At 61.6% G+C, this 18838-nt stretch carries 17 protein-coding genes and 2 riboswitches; of the genes, 6 read left to right on the top strand and 11 right to left on the bottom strand.

From position 1 onward, the window contains the following. Window positions 1-5: 5 nt before the first annotated feature. From PspS35_RS16125 to PspS35_RS16145, 5 genes are read right to left on the bottom strand one after another with little or no spacing between them, the layout of a single operon-like run. Window positions 6-836 carry a DUF2797 domain-containing protein gene (locus tag PspS35_RS16125; protein ID WP_159935738.1) on the bottom strand — a complete coding sequence of 277 codons (831 nt, stop codon included), beginning with the start codon at window positions 834-836 and terminating at the stop codon, window positions 6-8. Then, the gene (locus tag PspS35_RS16130; RefSeq protein WP_122541572.1) at window positions 833-1093 is read right to left on the bottom strand and encodes a DUF1315 family protein; all 261 of its coding nucleotides are present in this window, start codon (window positions 1091-1093) and stop codon (window positions 833-835) included. The genes PspS35_RS16125 and PspS35_RS16130 overlap by 4 nt, the downstream gene beginning before the upstream one ends. A gap of 14 nt (window positions 1094-1107) precedes the next feature. Next, the gene (locus PspS35_RS16135) at window positions 1108-1977 is read right to left on the bottom strand and encodes a rhomboid family intramembrane serine protease (protein ID WP_159935739.1); all 870 of its coding nucleotides are present in this window, start codon (window positions 1975-1977) and stop codon (window positions 1108-1110) included. Beyond that, window positions 1974-2945, bottom strand: coding sequence for a metallophosphoesterase (locus tag PspS35_RS16140; protein ID WP_159935740.1), 972 nt, complete (start codon window positions 2943-2945; stop codon window positions 1974-1976). The genes PspS35_RS16135 and PspS35_RS16140 overlap by 4 nt, the downstream gene beginning before the upstream one ends. Further along, complete coding sequence (locus tag PspS35_RS16145; protein ID WP_003190745.1) at window positions 2945-3835, bottom strand: NAD(+) kinase; 891 nt, start codon at window positions 3833-3835, stop codon at window positions 2945-2947. Before PspS35_RS16145 ends, PspS35_RS16140 begins: the two co-directional genes overlap by 1 nt. Before the next feature lie 156 nt (window positions 3836-3991). Between PspS35_RS16145 and PspS35_RS16150 the strand changes: the two genes are divergently transcribed. Beyond that, window positions 3992-4861, top strand: coding sequence for a DUF1853 family protein (locus tag PspS35_RS16150; protein ID WP_159935741.1), 870 nt, complete (start codon window positions 3992-3994; stop codon window positions 4859-4861). Window positions 4862-4969: 108 nt separating this feature from the next. Here PspS35_RS16150 and PspS35_RS16155 read toward each other — a convergent pair whose 3' ends face one another. From PspS35_RS16155 to cobW, 4 genes are all read right to left on the bottom strand, one after another. After that, entirely contained in the window at window positions 4970-5572 is a 603-nt protein-coding gene (locus PspS35_RS16155; protein ID WP_159938057.1) for a VWA domain-containing protein, read from the bottom strand. A gap of 53 nt (window positions 5573-5625) precedes the next feature. Beyond that, complete coding sequence (locus PspS35_RS16160) at window positions 5626-6624, bottom strand: AAA family ATPase (RefSeq protein ID WP_159935742.1); 999 nt, start codon at window positions 6622-6624, stop codon at window positions 5626-5628. Window positions 6625-6906: 282 nt separating this feature from the next. Continuing rightward, complete coding sequence (cobN, locus tag PspS35_RS16165; protein ID WP_159935743.1) at window positions 6907-10668, bottom strand: cobaltochelatase subunit CobN; 3762 nt, start codon at window positions 10666-10668, stop codon at window positions 6907-6909. A gap of 3 nt (window positions 10669-10671) precedes the next feature. After that, window positions 10672-11733 carry a cobalamin biosynthesis protein CobW gene (cobW, locus tag PspS35_RS16170; RefSeq protein WP_159935744.1) on the bottom strand — a complete coding sequence of 354 codons (1062 nt, stop codon included), beginning with the start codon at window positions 11731-11733 and terminating at the stop codon, window positions 10672-10674. Window positions 11734-11825: 92 nt separating this feature from the next. Further along, window positions 11826-12027: riboswitch (cobalamin riboswitch) on the bottom strand. Between the two features lie 387 nt (window positions 12028-12414). Between cobW and PspS35_RS16175 the strand changes: the two genes are divergently transcribed. The 5 genes from PspS35_RS16175 (at window position 12415) to cobM (ending at window position 15585) form a co-directional block, all read left to right on the top strand. Continuing rightward, window positions 12415-13092 carry a hypothetical protein gene (locus tag PspS35_RS16175; RefSeq protein ID WP_159935745.1) on the top strand — a complete coding sequence of 226 codons (678 nt, stop codon included), beginning with the start codon at window positions 12415-12417 and terminating at the stop codon, window positions 13090-13092. A 78-nt stretch (window positions 13093-13170) separates the two neighbouring features. Further along, a riboswitch (cobalamin riboswitch) is annotated at window positions 13171-13376 on the top strand. Between the two features lie 97 nt (window positions 13377-13473). After that, complete coding sequence (locus tag PspS35_RS16180) at window positions 13474-13662, top strand: CbtB-domain containing protein (RefSeq protein WP_012723860.1); 189 nt, start codon at window positions 13474-13476, stop codon at window positions 13660-13662. A gap of 11 nt (window positions 13663-13673) precedes the next feature. Beyond that, window positions 13674-14378, top strand: coding sequence for a CbtA family protein (locus PspS35_RS16185; RefSeq protein WP_159935746.1), 705 nt, complete (start codon window positions 13674-13676; stop codon window positions 14376-14378). Next, a complete protein-coding gene (locus PspS35_RS16190; protein WP_159935747.1) occupies window positions 14375-14767 on the top strand; it encodes a cobalamin biosynthesis protein in 393 nt (130 codons plus the stop codon). The genes PspS35_RS16185 and PspS35_RS16190 overlap by 4 nt, the downstream gene beginning before the upstream one ends. 71 nt (window positions 14768-14838) lie before the next feature. Next, window positions 14839-15585: a precorrin-4 C(11)-methyltransferase gene (gene cobM, locus PspS35_RS16195; protein WP_159935748.1), complete on the top strand. Its 747-nt coding sequence runs from the start codon at window positions 14839-14841 to the stop codon at window positions 15583-15585. A gap of 252 nt (window positions 15586-15837) precedes the next feature. Here cobM and nfuA read toward each other — a convergent pair whose 3' ends face one another. Continuing rightward, window positions 15838-16422, bottom strand: coding sequence for a Fe-S biogenesis protein NfuA (gene nfuA / locus PspS35_RS16200; RefSeq protein WP_032887092.1), 585 nt, complete (start codon window positions 16420-16422; stop codon window positions 15838-15840). Window positions 16423-16516: 94 nt separating this feature from the next. Next, window positions 16517-18808, bottom strand: coding sequence for a fatty acid cis/trans isomerase (locus PspS35_RS16205; RefSeq protein ID WP_159935749.1), 2292 nt, complete (start codon window positions 18806-18808; stop codon window positions 16517-16519). Window positions 18809-18838: the final 30 nt, after the last annotated feature.

An 18838-nucleotide genomic window follows, 5' to 3' on the forward strand; every position in this document is an offset into this window, starting at 1 on the left:
TCCTTTTACTGATGCACGGCGAGCTGGTAGGCCGTGTACTTGCGAATATTGATAACGCCGGTGTCAAAGATCAGGTATTGGCCCTTGATCCCCAGCAGCGTGCCTTCGGCAATCGGGTTCTTGTCCAGGTTGAAGCTGACGATCTTGGCCGGATACTGCTCCACCGGGTAGCGAATCTCAATCGGCTCGATGTCGGTTACCGGTTGGATGGCTTGCAGGCCAAAGCGTTCCTGCAAGTTTTCCAGGCCTTCGGCACAGGTGGCCAACAGTTCATCACGCACCTGCTTGAGGTCCACAGGTGGCGCATCACCCTTGAGCAATGCGCGCCAGTTGGTCTTGTCAGCCACTTGGCTGCGCAACACATCTTCGACGAAACCAGACTGCTGGCGCGTGGCGACGCGCATGATCGGCAGCGCCTGGCTCGCGCCCTGGTCCAGCCAGCGCGTCGGCAGTTGGGTGGCGCGGGTGATGCCAACCTTGATCCCCGACGAGTTGGCCAGGTACACCACATGATCGGTCATGCAAAACTGCTCACCCCAGCCTGGATCACGGCAGGTTCCGGCGTCGTAGTGGCAACGCTCCGGGCTCATGATGCACAGGTCACACTGGGCCAGCTTGGTCATGCACGGGTAGCAATAACCCTGGCTGAAGCTGGTCTTGGTCTTGCGACCACAATGGCTGCAATGGATGGCACCGAGGTACTCCAGGCGCACATGAGTGCCGATCAACGGGTTGACCGGCACCTCGGTATCGCCCAGGCGAAACGCATATTGAACGGTCGGCTCACCGAGTTGCGCCGACATTTTGCTGACTGCACCGCGACCAATTTCAATCAATGGATCGCATCCGACTTGAACAGGATGTTCGCCACCGGCTCGGACTTGGACGCGCATTCCTGCGGGCCCATGTAGCCGGTGCGCTGGTCTTCCGGCAGGTTCTGGATTTCCCAGGCGATCACCGCTTGCAGGGACAGTTCACGCTGTTCGGCGGTGAGCTTGCGGCCATCGGACCACTTGCCGATTTCCACGGCGAGCTTGAGGCTCTCGTAGATATCCGGCGTGATGTTTTCGATCATTTCAGCAAAAGAGGACATAAGGCTCTTCCTTATCAAATAGAAGATTTGCGGCGGTTGTATAGCCCGCCCAGCAAACCCGTCAGGCAACCGATAACCAAGCCGCCCACATGGGCCGCGTTGGCGATTTCGCCGAAGCCGATCATCGAGACCAGCCCCGACAGGCAGAGCACCAGCCATACCAGCATCATCACCAGCACCCCACGGGGCAAGCGATAGGCTGGGTTGGGCGACAATAGTTGAAAGATCCAGCAATGCCCGAGCAGGCCGTACAACACGCCGGACAACCCACCAAACAAGCCGGGGCCGCCGTAGGCATATTGAGCGTAGTTGGAGACCAGGCTGAACAACAGGGTCAGCCCCAGCAGGTTGATACTGCCCTGGCGCGCTTCGATGCGCCGCCCCAGTTCCCAGTACCACATACCGTTCATGGCCAGGTGCAGGATGCCGAAATGGATCAGCATCGGCGTCACCAACCGCCACCACTGCCCCGACGCAAAACTGTCGGCCAGGGTCGTGAACTGGATGTACTCGCCCGTGATCTGGAACGGCAGGAACGTCAGCCAGGCCATGGTTTGCAGGTTTTCGCCCAACAGGGTCACGGCGCCGACAATGATGCTCGCCAGCAGCACCAACGCCGTCACCGGGCTGTAGCGTACTTGCTGGATAAAGCCTGGGCGGGCAGCGAGCGGCTGTTCGGGAATATCCAGTTGCTTGTCCGGGTCGCCGGCGGGAAAGCGCTGATACAGCACGCGCACATCGTCGCTGATGCTCTCGGGCACCCACAGCACCTGCTCGCCCGCTTCCTCGCTGACGCGATGGGGCACTTGCATGCGTTGCAGCAATTTGACGAAGCCGCCCAGGTCAACATTCAGGGGCAAGCGCAATACAGCCACGGTACTCATTTGATGACCTCTGGGCGTTCAACGTCGACCCATACGAATTTGTTCGGATCCAGGCACGTTTCCTGGTCCAGTCGATACGCCACCAGCTTGCCGTACAACACCGCGCTGTAGTCCAGGCAGGCCAGGTTGGGACGGATCGGCGCCGGTTTGCCGCTGCGCCAGTAGTGGCCGACGAACAGCAAGGGCTCGTCGACGCCGTAGCGCAGCAGTGAATTTTTTTCGGTCGAGGTCAGTGGCGTGCGCGCCACAGGCTCAGGCAGTGCATCGGGTTGGAACACGATGTCGCCGTAGGTCTTCGGGTCATCTTCCCAGAACTTGGTGCGAAAGAACGAGCGCGTCAGGCCGTCGCCACCGGTCAGCGTCAGGCCATCGGGCAGGCGCATGTCGGTGCCGCGCAGCAGGCGGTCAAACGCATTGCAGGCAAAGCTGCCCGGTACGGCGGCGGCCTGCAGGAAGTGCTGGTCGATGCAGCCATCCGGGAACGTCGCACGCAGCGGCTGGATGAAACCCTCGTCCCAGCACGCATGCACCACGCGAAAACGCCCGGCGTCGACAAACAGCGGCATGTCGTAGAACCAGCCGAGGAGGTCATGCCAGTCAGCCGGGTGATGCGCGAACTGGGTCAGGGTCTCGTGGATCAGCCGTTCATGCCGCGGCGTGTGCTCACGCACGAACTGCCGGCCACTGCCCGGCGGTGCCGGCGTGGCCCAGCCCAGGGCGTTGAACTCGTGGTTGCCCATGATGCACAGTGCCTGGCCAGCCACGGCCATGTCATGGACGATATGCAGCGCCTCGCGAATGCGCGGGCCGCGGTCGATGATATCGCCAAGGAACACCGCCATGCGCGACGGATGGCGCCAGGTGCCGCCCTGCTTGTGGTAACCCATTTGGTCGAGCAAGTGCTCAAGGGTATGAGCGCAGCCGTGCACGTCACCAATCAGGTCGTAGCTACGCGCGGGATCGAGCATCAGTCGCCTCCACCCCCCAAGCGGCTGCCCCAGCCCAGCTTGGTACGGCACACTTCGTAATAGTTGTGGTCCAGCGGGTGGATCAACCGCAGCTTCTGCGCCTTTTTGCTCACGGTGATGGTGTCGCCGGGGGCGCAGGTGAAATGGTTCTGCCCATCACAGGAAACCTGCGGGTAGATCTGCATGTCTTTGGACACCACGATTTTCAGCTCACTGTTGCCATCGACCACGATCGGCCGGCTGGACAACATATGGGGGTACATCGGCACGATCACAATGGCATCCAGCTTGGGATGCATGATCGGGCCACCGGCAGAGAGCGCATAGGCGGTGGAGCCGGTCGGTGTGGCGACGATCAGGCCGTCGGCCTTCTGGCTGCACACGAACTGGCCGTCGATGTAGAGCTCGAACTCGATCATGCGCGTGGACTTGCCGGGGTGCAGCACCACATCGTTGAGCGCGTCGCCCTGGCCGATGGCCTCGCCGTGGCGGCGCACTTCGGCTTGCAGCAGGAACCGGTTCTCCACCAGGTAATGGCCGTCGAGCACCTTGGCCACTTCGACTTCCAGCTCATCCGGGCGGATATCGGTGAGGAACCCCAGGCTGCCCCGGTTGATCCCCAGCACCGGCACGTTATGCCGCGCCAGAGCCCGTGCCGCGCCGAGCAGGCTGCCGTCGCCGCCGACCACGATGACCATGTCGCACACTTCGCCAAGCATCTTGCGCGACGAGGTTTGCAGGCCGTGGCCGGGGAGAATTTCGGCGATGGTGTCTTCGAGGATCACATGCAGGTGGCGTTCGAGCAGGAATTTTTTCAGCCGGCGGACGGTGTCCAACACCTGGGTACTGCCCAGGCGACCGATAATGCCGATATTGCGAAAGTGCTCCATGGGGCTCCTGCGGGACGTGGGGTATGGCAAAAAAGAAACGATTATGGGCGAAAGGCCGCGTGAGGCAAAATCCTTTGTCGCCGTGAAGCCTTGATGACAATGGTTCTCAGCGCTTCCCAGGCAACTGCATTCAGCTTAAAAGGCTATGCTCGGACCATGACCGTATTCCCCGACTTGCACGCCTTACCCCGTCAATTGCGTCACCCCGAGGTGCGCGACCTGGCGTGGGTGGTGCTTGCCCCGCCGATGCTCGCGCAAACGCCTTGGCCGCAGCGCCACCCGCTGGCAGGCAGTGACTGGGTGCAGGCGCCCCATCTTCTGGAACACTGGTTACGGCAATTGGACCACGACAGCAGCGCCTTGCAGCATTGGCTGAGCCTGGCCCGCACACGGCGCCTGGGTCTGTATTACGAACGGCTGTGGCAATTCGCCGTGCAGCACGCGCCGGGTGTGGAATTGCTCGCCGCCAACCTGCCGATCCGCCGCGCAGGGCATACGCTGGGTGAGCTGGACATGCTGCTGCGCGACCGCGATGGCGTGCACCACCTGGAACTGGCGATCAAGCTCTATCTGGGGCCGCAGGACGGCAATGGCCAAGACACGGCGCAGTGGCTGGGGCCCGGTTGCCATGACCGGCTGGACCGCAAGCTGGCGCACCTGGCCCAGCATCAACTGCCGATTTCGGCGCGAGCGGAAAGCCGCGAAGTATTGGCGGCGCTGGATATCCAGCAGTTCGATGCGCATTTGTGGCTGGGTGGGTATTTGCTCTATCCCTGGCCCGGTCTTGCCGGCCCACCCGACGGTGCTCACCCGCAGCATTTGCGTGGGCGTTGGTTGCATCAACGGGATTGGCCAGCCTTTGTCAGCGCCAACGCACCGGGCCGCTGGCAACCCCTGCCGCGCCATGCGTGGCTGGCGCCGGCGCAGTTGTTGGTGCGGCTGGTGCAGAACGGTGATGAGTGGGAGGAAGCGCAGCGATTGTTTCTGGTGGCGGATCTTTGGCCGAATGTGCCGGGGGCTGGCTGATAGATCTGAGGTGTAGGTGATGACCTCATCGGGGCAAGCCCCCTCCCACATTTGAAACGCACTCCAAAATGTGGGAGGGGCTTGCCCCCGATGGCCGCGCCACCGGCACTACACCCTATCGATATGCCGATAATCCAACTGCAACCCAGCCGCCAGCTCCCGCGCACGCCCCAGTCGGATCGGCCCACGCTCGATATCCACCAGCAACCCTGAACATTCCAACAAAGGCAGCCCGGCAATGTCCTTGAGCCGGCCATCGGTAATCACCAGCAACTTCTGCTGCTCAGCTGGATAACGCCTGCGCCGCGCCGCCAGCCAATGCCCGGCCTCGGTCAGTGCCGCCAGCAACGGCGTGCCACCGCCCGCACCAAGCTGCTCCAGCCAACCGGCCATGCTCTTCGCTGCCTTCAAACCCTGCACCTGCCATTTGGGCGATTGCCCGCTGGCCGTCAACAACGCCATGCGCGCGCGCTGTCGATAAGCATCATCAAACAGCTGGGCGAGCAAGCCCTTGGCATCGCTCAACGCATGATGACGCCGAGTGGAGGCCGATGCGTCGACAATCACCAGCCACAGCTCCTGCGCGGGCCGGCTGCGCAGGTGAAACAGCAGATCCTCACGGGACTGCGGCCGACCACCGAGCAAAGTGCCCGGCCAGTTGATCGAGCCCTGTTGCGCGCTGCGCGCCTTGCCCTGCCTGCCTCTGTCCAGTCGCCCTGCCTTGGGCCGCGCATCCGCCCCCGCGTCAGGTCGGGGGCGGATGCCTAGGGCTTTTTTGGCCAGGTGGGGACTTCGCGGCGAGCGCCGGTAGGCAGTGGCGGTGCAGGCATATCACCCCATTGGCCTTGACCAGGAGAGGTGTCGCAGGGTTTGGGTGATTGGCCTTCAGGCGGCGGACTGGCCGGAGGCGACTGTTCCTGGCGCCGATGGCGCAAGGCAAACTCGGCCACTGCGTCGATATCCTCCTCGGCAATCTCATCCGCACCGCGCCACGCCGCATGCGCCCTGGCGCCACGCAGCCAGACCAGGTCCGCGCGCAAACCATCCACACCGGCGGCAAAACAACGCTCGGTGATCTGCGCCAACGCCTGATCGTCCAAGGCGATGCTGGCGAGCCGCGCCCGCGCCCGGGTACACCGCTCGCGCAAGGCCGCCTGTGGTTCGGCCCATTGCGCGCAAAATGCAACCGCGTCACTGTCGAAATCCAGGCGCCGACGAATGATCTGCCCACGCTGCGCCGGCACGGTCTGCCCGCTCAAGGCCACGTTGAAACCGAAACGGTCGAGCAGTTGCGGACGCAACTCGCCCTCCTCCGGGTTCATGGTGCCGATCAGCACAAAACGCGCCGAATGCCGGTGGGAAATACCGTCGCGCTCGATCAGGTTGGTGCCACTGGCGGCCACGTCCAGCAGCAAGTCAACCAAGTGGTCGGGCAGCAAGTTGACTTCATCGACATACAGCACGCCGCCATCGGCCTTGGCCAGTACGCCTGGCGAGAACTGCGCACGGCCTTCGCCCAGAGCAACATCCAGGTCCAGAGTGCCGACCAGGCGCTCCTCGGTCGCCCCCAACGGCAGGGTGACAAACTGGCCGCTGGCAAGCAGGTCCGCCAGGCCACGAGCCAGTGTGGACTTGGCCATGCCACGCGGGCCTTCGATCAGTACGCCGCCGATCTTCGGGTCGATGGCGGTCAGGCACAGCGCCAGTTTCAAAGCGTCGGCACCGACCACGGCGGACAGCGGGAAATGGGGAATATCAGTCATCCGAGCTCTCTTTAAATTCTGCAGTACAGGCAATCATCCTGGATAAACAGGCTTGTCTTAGTGAACTGCCCTGTCGGGTGGGTGCGCTTGTTGTGGTGAGCGGGCTTGCCCCGCGCTGGGTGGCGCAGCCGCCCCATCAAAGCCACCCCCGTTTTTCCAGACAAACCGAGTTGCATTGTCTTGGGGCCGCTTCGCGCCCCAGCGCGGGGCAAGCCCGCTCACCCCAAAAAAGCCTGTTCGCCTCAACAAACAGGATTGACACAAACAGCGAAAGTCCAAGCCCTAGCTGTCTTCTTCTATATCCAGCAACAGGTTTTCCAGCGCCTCACGGTACGCCCCTGGCTCCTGCCACAGGCCACGCTGCTGCGCTTCCAGCATGCGCTCGGTCATGTCGCGTAATGCAGCGGGGTTGTGCTGTTGCACAAAGGCTCGGGTGTCGGGGTCGAGCAGGTAGGCGTCGGCGAGCAAGGCGTATTGATGATCGTCGATCAGCGCAGTGGTAGCGTCGAAAGCGAACAGATTGTCCACGGTCGCCGCCATTTCAAACGCGCCTTTATAGCCATGACGCTTCACGCCGTCGATCCACTTGGGGTTGGCGGCGCGGGAGCGGATCACCCGGTTCAGCTCTTCCTTCAAGGTGCGAATCCTGGGCAAGTCCGGCTGGCTGTGATCGCCGTGATAACTGGCGGCCTTGTCACCACTCAGGGTTTCCACGGCGGCGAGCATGCCGCCCTGGAACTGGTAGTAATCGTTGGAGTCGAGCAGGTCGTGTTCGCGGTTGTCCTGGTTTTGCAGCACGGCCTGCACTTGGCTCAGGCGTTGGGCGAATTGCTCGCGGGCGGCGGTGCCTTCGTCGGCAGCGCCATAGGCGTAGCCGCCCCAGTTCAGGTAAACCTCGGCGAGGTCCTCGCGGCTTTGCCACAAGCGACCGTCAATCGCGCCCTGCACACCCGCACCATAGGCACCGGGCTTGGCGCCGAAGATGCGCCAACCGGCTTGTTTCGCGGCGGTTTCTTCGTCCAGGCCGGACTTGAGCAACGCTTCACGTTCGCTGCGCACCTTGGCCGCCAGCGGGTTCATGTCGTCCGGCTCATCAAGGGCCGCCACCGCCTGCACCGCCGCATCGAACAGGCGGATCAGGTTGGCGAACGCATCGCGAAAGAACCCGGACACGCGCAGCGTCACATCCACACGCGGGCGGTCCAGCAAACTGACCGGCAGGATCTCAAAATCGTCGACCCGCTGGCTGCCCGTGGCCCACACCGGGCGCACGCCCATCAGCGCCATGGCCTGGGCGATATCATCACCGCCGGTGCGCATGGTCGCGGTGCCCCACACTGACAGGCCCAACTGGCGCAAATGATCGCCGTGGTCCTGCAAATGCCGCTCAAGAATCAGGTTGGCTGACTGGAAGCCGATGCGCCAGGCCGTGGTGGTGGGCAGGTTGCGCACATCGACGGTAAAGAAGTTGCGCCCAGTGGGCAGCACATCCAGACGGCCCCGACTCGGCGCGCCACTCGGGCCGGCCGGGACGAAGCGGCCACTGAGGGCATCCAGCAAACCGCGCATTTCCGCCGGGCCGCAGGCGTCCAGGCGCGGTGCCACGACGATGCGCAGGCTTTCGATGACCGCCTTCACGTCTTCCCAGCCGAGCTCTTCCAGCTGTTCAAGCGGGCCTTCCAACGCCTGCTCGATCAAGCGCGCCGCGTACAGTTCCAGGCGCTCGCGGGTATCCCCGGCCGTGCGCCATTGCTGTGCGTCGATCGCCTGCAACACCGCCGGGCGGCGACCGGTCCATGGCTCGGCCAAGGCGCAGTCGAGCGGATCGAAACCCAACTCAAAGGCCTTGGCCAACACACGCAACAGGCTCGATTGCGGGCCACGGCCATCGCCACGGGGGATGCGCAGCAAGGCCAGCAAGGTATCAATGCGCAAGCGGCCTTCAGGCGACTCACCGAAGATATGCAGGCCATCGCGGATCTGCGACTCCTTCAAGTCACACAGGTAGGTGTCCAGGCGCGGCAGCCAGATCGCAGCATCGGCGTCGCCATCCAGTTCAAGCTCCTGGTCGATGCGGGTTTCGCGCACCAGCTTGAGGATGTCTTTTTGCAGCTCACGGGCGCGGCGTGGGTCAAGCAATTGGGCTTCGTAGTATTCATCTGCCAACAGCTCAAGGTTACGCAGTGGGCCGTAGGTTTCGGCGCGGGTCAGCGGCGGCATCAGGTGGTCGATGATCACGGCCTGAGTGCGACGCTTGGCCTGGGCCCCCTCGCCTGGGTCGTTGACGATAAACGGGTAGATGTTCGGTAGCGGCCCCAGCAACGCGTCAGGCCAGCAATTTTCCGACAGGCCCACGCCCTTGCCCGGCAGCCATTCCAGGTTGCCATGCTTGCCCACATGGATCACGCCATGGGCACCGTAGGTGTGGCGCAGCCAAAAATAGAACGCCAGGTAGCCATGGGGCGGCACGAGGTCCGGGTCGTGGTACACCGCGCTGGCGTCTACCTGGTAGCCCCGTGCAGGCTGAATGCCGACGAACGTGAGGCCAAGGCGCAGGCCAGCGATCATCAGGCGGCCGTCGCGGAACATCGGATCGTTATGGGGTGTGCCCCAGCGTTCCAGCACGGCCTGTTGGTTGGCTTCAGGCAGGCGCTTGAACATCACCTCATAGTCATCCAGGCCCAGGCTTTGGTGGCACGGGCGCAGGTCCAGGCTGTCCAGATCGTTGGTGACGCCGCCCAGCAAATCATGGATCAAGGCGGTGCCGTTTTCCGGCAATACTGCGGGCACCGGGTAACCTTCAGCCTGCAACGCCCGCAGGATATTCAGCGCCGCCGCCGGGGTGTCCAGGCCGACACCGTTACCGATACGGCCGTCGCGGGTCGGGTAGTTGGCGAGGATCAGTGCGATGCGTTTATCTGCATTCGGCACCCGCGCCAGCTCGACCCAGCGGCGTGCCAGTTCGGCGACAAAATCCATGCGTTCGGGCGCGGCGCGGTAGCACACCACGTCCGACTGGCTGCGCTCGCTGCGCCAGGCCAGGTCCTTGAAACTGATCGGGCGGCTGATGATGCGCCCGTCCAACTCCGGCAAGGCAATGTGCATCGCCAGGTCACGCGGGCCCAGGCCTTGCTCGCTGGCCTCCCAGCCGGGCTGGTTGTCTTGGGCGCAAATCGCCTGGATCACTGGAATATTGCGGCGAAACGGGCGCAAATGCGGGGCTTCGGGGCTCGATTGGGCGAAGCCGGTGGTATTCAGAATCACCGACGCGCGCACTTCATCCAGCAAATCCTCGACTACCGTAAGGCAGCCGGGTTCTTTCAAGCTGGCCACCGCCATCGGCAACGGGTTGAGGCCCGCCGCCTGCAAGCGCTGGCAGAACACGTCAATAAAACCGGTATTGGCCGCCTGCAAGTGGGAGCGGTAGAACAGCACCGCTGCCACAGGATGATCGGCGTGCCAATCCGCTTGCCAGTCATTGAGACGGGCATTGGCTTTGTGCGGGTGATAAATAGCAGTGCGCGCCAAGGTTTGCGGCTCGGCCCACGCATAGTCGCGGTCCAGGTAAGCGCTGGCCAGGCAGCGATAAAAATCCAGCGCGTTGCCCAGGCCGCCCTGGCGCAGGAACTGCCACAGGCGGTCGCGCTGTTGGGCGTTAACCGTGCTCAGGCTGCTGAGTTCCGGGTCCGGGCGATCATCCCCCGGCACCAGGATCAGTTGCACGCCGCGCTCGGCCAATTCCACCAAGCGCTCGATGCCGTAGCGCCAGTAACCGATGCCACCGTGCAGGGAAATCAGGATGACCTTGGCATGGCGCAGTACCTCATCGACATACAGGTCGACCGAGGCGTGGTTCTGCACCTGCATCGGGTTGGCCAGGCGCAGGCTGGGGTAATCGTCGGGCAACTGCTGGGCCGCTTCGGCCAGCAGCGCCAGGCTGGAATCACCGCTGCACAGGATCACCAGTTCGGCGGGCGTTTGGCCAAGGTCGGCAATATTGTCGTCCGCGACGAAACCACCGGGCTGGGTCCTGAGCAGGTGCATGGGTTAAACGCTGAGCGCAGCGCGCAATTGCGCTTCAAGGCCCGCCGCGTCCAGGTCTTGGCCGATCAAAACCAGGCGCGTGATACGTGCTTCATCGGCCGTCCAGGCGCGGTCGAAGTGCTTGTCGAAACGCGTGCCCACGCCCTGGATCAACAGGCGCATCGGCTTGTTCGGGATCGCGGCGAAGCCTTTGACGCGCAGGATGCCGTGTTGCACCACCAGTTGGGTCAAGGCGTCGAGCAGCAGCGCTTCGTCGGCCTGAGGCAGGTCGATGGAGATCGAATCGAACGCGTCATGATCATGATCGTCTTCACCTTCGTGGTGATGGTCGTGGTGACTGTGGCGACCGTCGATGTGTTCTTCGGAGCCTGCGCCCAGGCCAATCAACACGTCCAGAGGCACACGACCGCTGCTGGCCTCGATGATTTTCACAGCAGGCGGCAGTTCTTCGGCGACTTCAAGGCGTACACGGGCCAGGTCTTCGGCGCTGATCAGGTCGGATTTATTGAGAATGACCAGGTCGGCGCTGGCCAGTTGGTCGGCGAACAGCTCGTGCAGCGGCGATTCGTGGTCCAGGTTCGGGTCGAGTTTGCGCTGAGCATCCACTTGATCGGGGAACGCGGCAAAGGTGCCGGCGGCCACGGCCGGGCTGTCGACCACGGTGATCACCGCGTCAACCGTGCAGGCGCTGCGGATTTCCGGCCACTGGAAGGCTTGCACCAGCGGTTTTGGCAGGGCCAGGCCCGAGGTTTCGATAAGGATATGGTCAAGGTCCCCGCGACGGGCGACCAGTTCGCGCATCACCGGGAAGAACTCTTCCTGCACGGTGCAGCACAGGCAGCCGTTGGCCAACTCGTACACGCGGCCGTTGGCTTCTTCTTCGGTGCAGCCGATGGAGCACTGCTTGAGGATTTCACCGTCAATGCCCAACTCGCCGAATTCGTTGACGATCACGGCAATGCGGCGGCCCTGGGCGTTATCGAGCATATGGCGCAGCAAGGTGGTTTTGCCCGAGCCAAGGAAGCCGGTGACGATAGTGACGGGGAGTTTGGCCAGTGTTTTCATCGGATGCCCTTTGGGGCGGGCATACGGGACGATAGGCCCTGCGGCATTGCGCAGAAGCGGATTTCGTCACCGGATCACCCCGCCCGGTTGAATTGGAAAATCAGTTGCGAGGCAGGTCTCCTGGCTTGGGGCTTGCGGGTCGTGAGACCGGCGCCGGCTGCGCCTTCCCGCCGTTTATGGCAGTGGCGTGGCAGTCGGATAAACCCTTCACAGTTGCGGGGGCAGCCGCGGCTTGAACCGCGTTCCCTTCTTAGCTTCGGCCTGAGCTGAAGAACCTCGAGGGTGCAAGGCTACGCAGTGAGTGAGAGCGGGTCAATGTCGAAACGGCCAGACCGCCCGCTTGAACACTATCCAGGGGTTGAAAACGGACGCCCATCATTAGGCGTTTGGTTCAGAACCTTTGATATCAGTGCAGACGGCAATAGTGAGCAACTTATGTAAAAGCTCGCCTTGAAGTCAGACTAATTATTTAGTCCATACGAATTGACGAAGCGCTGTAACTTAACGCAATCAGTTCCCAAATGAGTACAGGGAACAGAAATATCGAAAAACACCACCCATCCTCGGAGCAGCGTTGCCAATAGACGAAGTTCAACCCAGCATACCCAACTCGGACAAAAACACTATGGAATTTTCAATACGCACTCAAACTACTGCCCCCTCCCTTCGGCATCGATCGAAGTGACTGGCAACGTACACCCCAAGACTGATTCTCTGCCCCTCGCAGCGGCACAAAAAAAACCATCAGACATTACTTTTTTCGAGAACTACAGCAACCCGTTGCTGGCCAAAGAACTGTTGGACCATTTCCGCGACCTGGAAGGCCCGGACGGCAAGGCACGCAACAGCTTTCACTTGACCGACCTAAAAAAGATGGCGGCAGGCAAACTACACGACGGACGAGATGCCAAACAAGAGCAAATAGAGCTTGCGAAGGAGGTCATCAGCCGCCCAGACCTAATGACGTCACTCTTTACACACATCCGTGTAAAGCCCTACATCGAGGCAACCTGGAACAATGTCGCTATTATCGCTGGAGACTTCAAAAGTCTTAGCGATGGGTCTTTGCTGGGGCAAGTTAGAGTTTATTTTCGCGAGTTCGCCGAGGGTGCTAACGATGAATATGTAAACTTTAACGAACTGCGAGAGGCTGCACGCGAAATACGGAGCACTAGAGATTTCTCCTATAATGCAACAGCCGTTGCCAAAGAACTTCTTAATCGACCTTACCTGCTTCGTCACTTGGATATAACGCCCGATGCGTTCTTGCATACAACCAAACCAGACGACAGGTTTAATTTGTCCGATATTACGTACGCACGCATGGCGACCTCTTACTCGCCCCATCGCCCTGCCTGATCAACATCCACTGGAACGCCTGCCGTAAACCGCGGGGCGTCAGTCTTCTATTTGACGCCCGCCCACTGCCCATGCTCTCCTACACATCTTGTTTCGGGTGCCCTTCACAGGGTGAAACGGGAAACCGGTAAATCATGCGCGCATGACCAGTCCGGTGCTGCCCCCGCAACGGTAAGCGAGTGAAGCGTCAGATCCACTGTGCCATTACGGCATGGGAAGGCGATGCTTAATAGACCCTGTGTCCCTCGCAAGCCCGGAGACCGGCCCGAAAAAATCAGATAACAAACCCGCGGTGGGCGGGCGCTGTTCGAAACCCTGCGTGCCTGGCTCGCGGGGTTTTCATGCGCTCGTTTCACGCAAGACACCTGAAAGGGACGCGCCATGTCGATCATCAGCAGCACTTCGCACTCCGCCAGCAGCACTTCTACCCTGAGCCAACGCCTGACCGCCGCCATCGGTGCGTCGATCCTCGGCGCGTGCCTGGTGTATTTCGCCGGTTTTTCGCATATCGAGGCGGTGCACAACGCTGCCCACGATACTCGCCATAGCGCTGCGTTCCCGTGCCACTGAGACCTGCCGACATGATCAAGCGTATTGCCCAAACCGCAGGTTTCACCGGCCTGCTGTCCGCACTGCTGCTGACCCTGCTGCAAAGTTTCTGGGTCGCGCCGCTGATTCTGCAGGCGGAGACCTTTGAAAAGGCCCCTGCAGCAACCGAAGTGGTGCATGAACACGCCGCTGGCGCCGCTGCACACACCCACGACGCCGAAGCCTGGGAGCCGGAGGATGGCTGGCAGCGCGTACTGTCCACCACCGGTGGCAACCTGGTGGTCGCGGTCGGTTTTGCACTGATGCTGGCCGGCCTGTACACGTTGCGCGCCCCAACCCGCACGGCTCAAGGCCTGCTGTGGGGCCTGGCCGGTTATGCGACCTTCGTACTGGCGCCAACCCTGGGCCTGCCACCCGAGTTGCCGGGCACGGCAGCCGCGGACCTGGCGCTGCGCCAAACCTGGTGGATCGGCACCGCTGCCTCGACGGCTGTGGGTATTGCCCTGATCGTGTTTGGTCGCAACTGGCTACTGAAAGTCCTGGGCGTGGCGATCCTGGTGGTGCCGCATGTGATCGGTGCACCGCAGCCGGAAACCCATTCGATGCTGGCGCCGCAAGCCCTCGAAGCGCAGTTCAAGATCGCCTCGCAGTTGACCAACGTGGCGTTCTGGCTGGCCCTTGGCCTGATCAGTGCCTGGCTGTTCCGTCGCAACCGTGATGACCAATACTCGGCATGACCTACGTGGTCGGCCTGGGTTGCCAGCGGGGTTGTGGTGTAGACACCCTGCTGGCGCTGTTTGATACCGCGCTCGCCGAGGCGGGCATTGAACGCCAGCGCGTCACCGCGCTGGCCAGTATCGACCGCAAACAGGATGAACCAGGGTTACTCGCCCTGGCTCGGTTGCTGGAGCTGCCTTTGCAGTGCTTCAGCGCCGAACAATTGGCCGTGTATGCCGACCGGCTGAGCCACAAATCCGCTGTCGCGTTTGCCCATACTGGCTGTTACGGCATTGCCGAGAGCGCCGCCCTGGCGCTCGCCGAACACCTCTATAGCGGCTCTGCCCGCTTGCTGGTCACTCGCAAAAAAACCGCCCAGGCCACCTTTGCGTTGGCCTGCGCCGGTTAAAACCCCGATAATCGACCTCTTCGATCATGAGCAATATTCATGCTCGTCCGTTTTTTTCACAGGAATTCTCCATGACCGTCTACTTCATCGGCGCCGGCCCCGGCGACCCGGAATTGATCACCGTCAAAGGCCAGCGGTTGATCCGCAACTGCCCGGTGATCATCTATGCCGGCTCACTGGTGCCCGCGGCGGTATTGGAGGGTCATCAGGCAGAACAGGTGGTCAACAGTGCCGAACTGCATCTAGAGCAGATCATCGACCTGATCAAGGCCGCCCACGCCAAAGGCCAGGACGTGGCGCGTGTGCACTCCGGTGATCCAAGCCTTTATGGCGCGATTGGCGAGCAGATCCGCTATTTGCGTGAGCTGGGCATTGCATTCCAGATCATCCCCGGCGTCACTGCCGTAGCGGCCTGTGCAGCGCTGCTTGAGACCGAACTGACCCTGCCGGACATCGCCCAGAGCGTGATCCTGACCCGCTATGCCGATAAGACCAGCATGCCGACCGGCGAAGATTTCGACAGCTTGGCCCGCCACGGTACGACCATGGCGATTCATCTGGGGGTCAATCATCTGGAAAAGATCGTCGCCGAACTGCTGCCGCACTATGGCGCAGATTGCCCGATTGCCGTGGTGCATCGCGCGACCTGGCCGGATCAGGATTGGGCGGTGGGCACCCTCAGTGATATCGCAGAGAAGGTGGCGACCAAGGGGTTTCGGCGCACAGCGTTGATCGTCGTGGGACGGGTACTCGCGAATGACAGTTTCAGTGAGTCGTCGCTGTATCGGGCGGGGCATGCGCACCTTTATCGACCATGACATTTTACCTCACAAAAAACCTACAACCTTATGATTTAACTTAATAAATATAAAAAAATGTGGGAGATGGTTTGCCCCCCCGATGGCGGTGCATCAGCTGTCTTATGTGGCGGCTGACATGACACTATCGGGGGCAAGCCCCCTCCCACACTTAATCGTATCTGTTAGATATCTTGCATAAGATCATGAATTTTAAGCAAAAAAAACGGCGCTCACGGGGCGCCGTTTTTTTCTTCGCAGTGAACGCCTTACTCAGTAGTAGGCGTTTTCTTTCTGCGTGTGGTCAGTCACGTCGCGCACGCCCTTGAGCTCCGGGACGCGCTCCAGCAGGGTGCGCTCGATGCCTTCGCGCAACGTCACGTCCGCCTGGCCGCAGCCTTGGCAACCGCCGCCGAACTTGAGCACCGCAATACCGTCATCTACCACGTCGATCAAGCTGACCTGGCCGCCGTGGCTGGCCAACCCTGGGTTGATCTCGGTTTGCAGGTAGTAGTTGATGCGCTCGTTGACCGGGCTGTCGGCGTTGACGCTCGGAACCTTGGCGTTGGGCGCCTTGATGGTCAACTGGCCGCCCATGCGGTCGGTGGCGTAGTCAACTACGGCGTCGTCCAGAAAAGCTTCGCTGAAGTGGTCGATGTACGCGGTGAAGCTTTTCAGCCCCAGGGCGGTGTCTTCAGGTTTTTCTTCACCGGGCTTGCAGTAGGCAATGCACGTCTCGGCGTACTGGGTACCGGGCTGGGTGATAAAGACGCGGATGCCGATACCTGGGGTGTTCTGCTTGGACAGCAGGTCAGCCAGGTAATCGTGGGCGGCGTCGGTAATGGTTATGGCAGTCATGGAAACTCCTCACAGGCTTGCTGGCAGTTTACGCCAAATTATTACCGAGGTACAAAGTCCGAGTGTTTTTGTCGGAAAAGGTGCACCCCGCCAGTCAGAGGTTTTCATAGCGATTCATATCCAGCACACCCTCTTCCACCGGCGTGGTCTCGCGGATGTATTGCGACAAATCGTGGAAATACTGCCAGAACAACGGATGACTGCGGCGCACGCCCCAGCGATCAACGATCTTCTCGAACTGCTTGGCATCCTTGGCCTGCTCCATTTGCGCCACGAACGCGGGCACGTCCTGGGCCGCAATGTTGAACATGAAGTTCGGGTAGCTGCTGAGCACGCCAGGGTAAATGGTCAGGGTGTCCAGGCCCGGTTGATAGCGATAGGCCTCACCCAGCAGGAACGCCACGTTACTGTGCGCACGGTTGCGCAACAGGCTGTAGACCACGCGCTTACCGGTGCGGCTCTCGACGCGCAGCAGGGTCGCCTCCGGCAATTGCTCGATGACCTTGAGGCCGGCCGCCGGGCGTGATGTCAACCGGCTGAGGGCCTGCTCGGCGTCCTGCAAGTCCGGCTCGATACCGCCTCGCGAGCAATAGGCGCCAGAACAACGGTTGATCGGGTCCGGGCTGGCATTCAGGTCGCCGTAGCGGGCAAGCAACTGGTTGGCGAAGTCGCGTTTGGGGTCCTGTTCATTCAGGTGCAGACCCGTGGGTTTGTCGTCATCAATGGCTTCGTAATCCAGCCACAGCTTGATCTTGCCGCTGTTCTGGTACCAATCGTCCAGGAAGTCTTCACGGGAGTCGGCCGGCATCAGACGCAGGAAATTCTGCTCGGCACCGTTGCGGATCAGGTCAAAGTACAGGCGGGTCTGGGCTTGGTGGGAGACGTTGCCAAACACGTCGAAGTTGACCGCCAACTGGTAATAGGTGCGTTCCAACAACGGGTAGTCGAACAGCCACATCGTCTGTGGCACTTCGCCGATCAGGCCTTTGTTGACGGAGGCGCTGTCAAAATGGCGAAAAATGCTCAGCAGCGCATTGTCGTTACCGGCCCACAGGCTCGACCAACTCGGTGGCGGCAGATCAGCATAACTGTCACGGCGCAGCGCTTCGTACTGGTTACGCTTGTCGCGATAGGCCAGCCATAGGCTCAGCACACTGCCCACATCGTCGTTCTGCCCCGGCATGGCCAGCAACGGCGTGGCCTGCCCGCGATAACGCGCATCGGTGATGTACAGGTCGTGGTCCGGGTCCTGGAACAGCGTCCAGAAGTTGTCGCGGATCACGTCCGTGGCGATCTGCCCACGACACACTGGCCCGCGAATGAAGGTGCGCACGAAGTATTCGGCGTTATCGAGCATGAACTGGTAGCGCGCCTTGGCCGGGATCGCCTCGAAGGTGTCGAACGGATTGGCGCGCCGGCCGGGCCCATAACCCGGCAAGGCGCTGACCTGCCAGTTGCCGCTATAGAACAGCGCCTTGATTCGCGCCATTTTCGCCGCGCTAAACGGATAGGTGATGTGGGTCTTGTGCACGATCACGCCCTGCACCGGCCACAGGCGGTAGTACACCCGCGTGCCTGGGTCGTCGTTGGGGCGACGGGTGCTGATCAGGTCGATGGGCTGCCCGCTCGGCGTACGCGAGCGCACCCATTGGAAGAAGTGCCCCGGTTCGCCGCTCTCAAAGTAGATATGCGCCAGGAACAAATGCTCGAACAACCAGCGCGCCACCAGGCTTTCACGGGCGCCAGGCTGGTTGAGCAGGTTTTCCCATTGCTGCACCTGCAGGGCTTCCTTGGCACTCGGTGCCAGGCCCTGCTCATCAATCGGCGCGCCGGACGCCAGCCAGCGTTGCAGCGTCTGGTATTGCTGGTCGGTCAGGCCCGTCACCGCCAGCGGCATGCCTTCCTTGGGATGGCTGCCTGCGTAGGCGTTGAACTCACCGGGGGTGGCGCACATGTTTTCGCGGTTCAGGCCCAACACAATCTCGTCTGGCAGCTTGGCATTCGGCTGCAGCGGTGCGTTATGTCCCAACTCCAGCATGCGCGCCATCAGCGCGGCCTGGCTGCCCTGGGCGTCCAGCACCGAATAGAAACCCTTCTGCTGCCAGGCCTGCTTGCCAAACGCGTCGTAAAACAAACGGGTGGTCGGCGTGGCCTGGCTGCGTTCGCCGTCATACACCGGCATTTTGCTCGCGCCGCGTGCCGCGCCCTCGGCACTGCCCAGGTTGAGCTGGCAGGCGGAGTCGTAGCAGGCATGGCAGGCCACACACTTCTCGGTAAAGATCGGTTGAATGTCGCGGGTATAGGAAATCGCCGGGGCGAGTCCATTGGCCTGTGCAACGCAGGCGACCAGTGCCAGGACGGCAGTAGTGATGAGGCGAAGTGACATGTATCCGGTCCCGATTCAATGCGTGCGCTG

Source organism: Pseudomonas sp. S35 (assembly GCF_009866765.1).
Classification (GTDB): Bacteria; Pseudomonadota; Gammaproteobacteria; order Pseudomonadales; family Pseudomonadaceae; genus Aquipseudomonas.

Bases quoted from the DNA above. Each gene is read 5' to 3' on its own strand.
- PspS35_RS16130 (WP_122541572.1), bottom strand. From the start codon at position 1,093: ATGTCCTCTTTTGCTGAAATGATCGAAAACATCACGCCGGATATCTAC.
- PspS35_RS16135 (WP_159935739.1), bottom strand. From the start codon at position 1,977: ATGAGTACCGTGGCTGTATTGCGCTTGCCCCTGAATGTTGACCTGGGC.
- PspS35_RS16140 (WP_159935740.1), bottom strand. From the start codon at position 2,945: ATGCTCGATCCCGCGCGTAGCTACGACCTGATTGGTGACGTGCACGGC.
- PspS35_RS16145 (WP_003190745.1), bottom strand. From the start codon at position 3,835: ATGGAGCACTTTCGCAATATCGGCATTATCGGTCGCCTGGGCAGTACC.
- PspS35_RS16150 (WP_159935741.1), top strand. From the start codon at position 3,992: ATGACCGTATTCCCCGACTTGCACGCCTTACCCCGTCAATTGCGTCAC.
- PspS35_RS16160 (WP_159935742.1), bottom strand. From the start codon at position 6,624: ATGACTGATATTCCCCATTTCCCGCTGTCCGCCGTGGTCGGTGCCGAC.
- cobN (WP_159935743.1), bottom strand. From the start codon at position 10,668: ATGCACCTGCTCAGGACCCAGCCCGGTGGTTTCGTCGCGGACGACAAT.
- cobW (WP_159935744.1), bottom strand. From the start codon at position 11,733: ATGAAAACACTGGCCAAACTCCCCGTCACTATCGTCACCGGCTTCCTT.
- PspS35_RS16180 (WP_012723860.1), top strand. From the start codon at position 13,474: ATGTCGATCATCAGCAGCACTTCGCACTCCGCCAGCAGCACTTCTACC.
- PspS35_RS16185 (WP_159935746.1), top strand. From the start codon at position 13,674: ATGATCAAGCGTATTGCCCAAACCGCAGGTTTCACCGGCCTGCTGTCC.
- PspS35_RS16190 (WP_159935747.1), top strand. From the start codon at position 14,375: ATGACCTACGTGGTCGGCCTGGGTTGCCAGCGGGGTTGTGGTGTAGAC.
- cobM (WP_159935748.1), top strand. From the start codon at position 14,839: ATGACCGTCTACTTCATCGGCGCCGGCCCCGGCGACCCGGAATTGATC.
- nfuA (WP_032887092.1), bottom strand. From the start codon at position 16,422: ATGACTGCCATAACCATTACCGACGCCGCCCACGATTACCTGGCTGAC.
- PspS35_RS16205 (WP_159935749.1), bottom strand. From the start codon at position 18,808: ATGTCACTTCGCCTCATCACTACTGCCGTCCTGGCACTGGTCGCCTGC.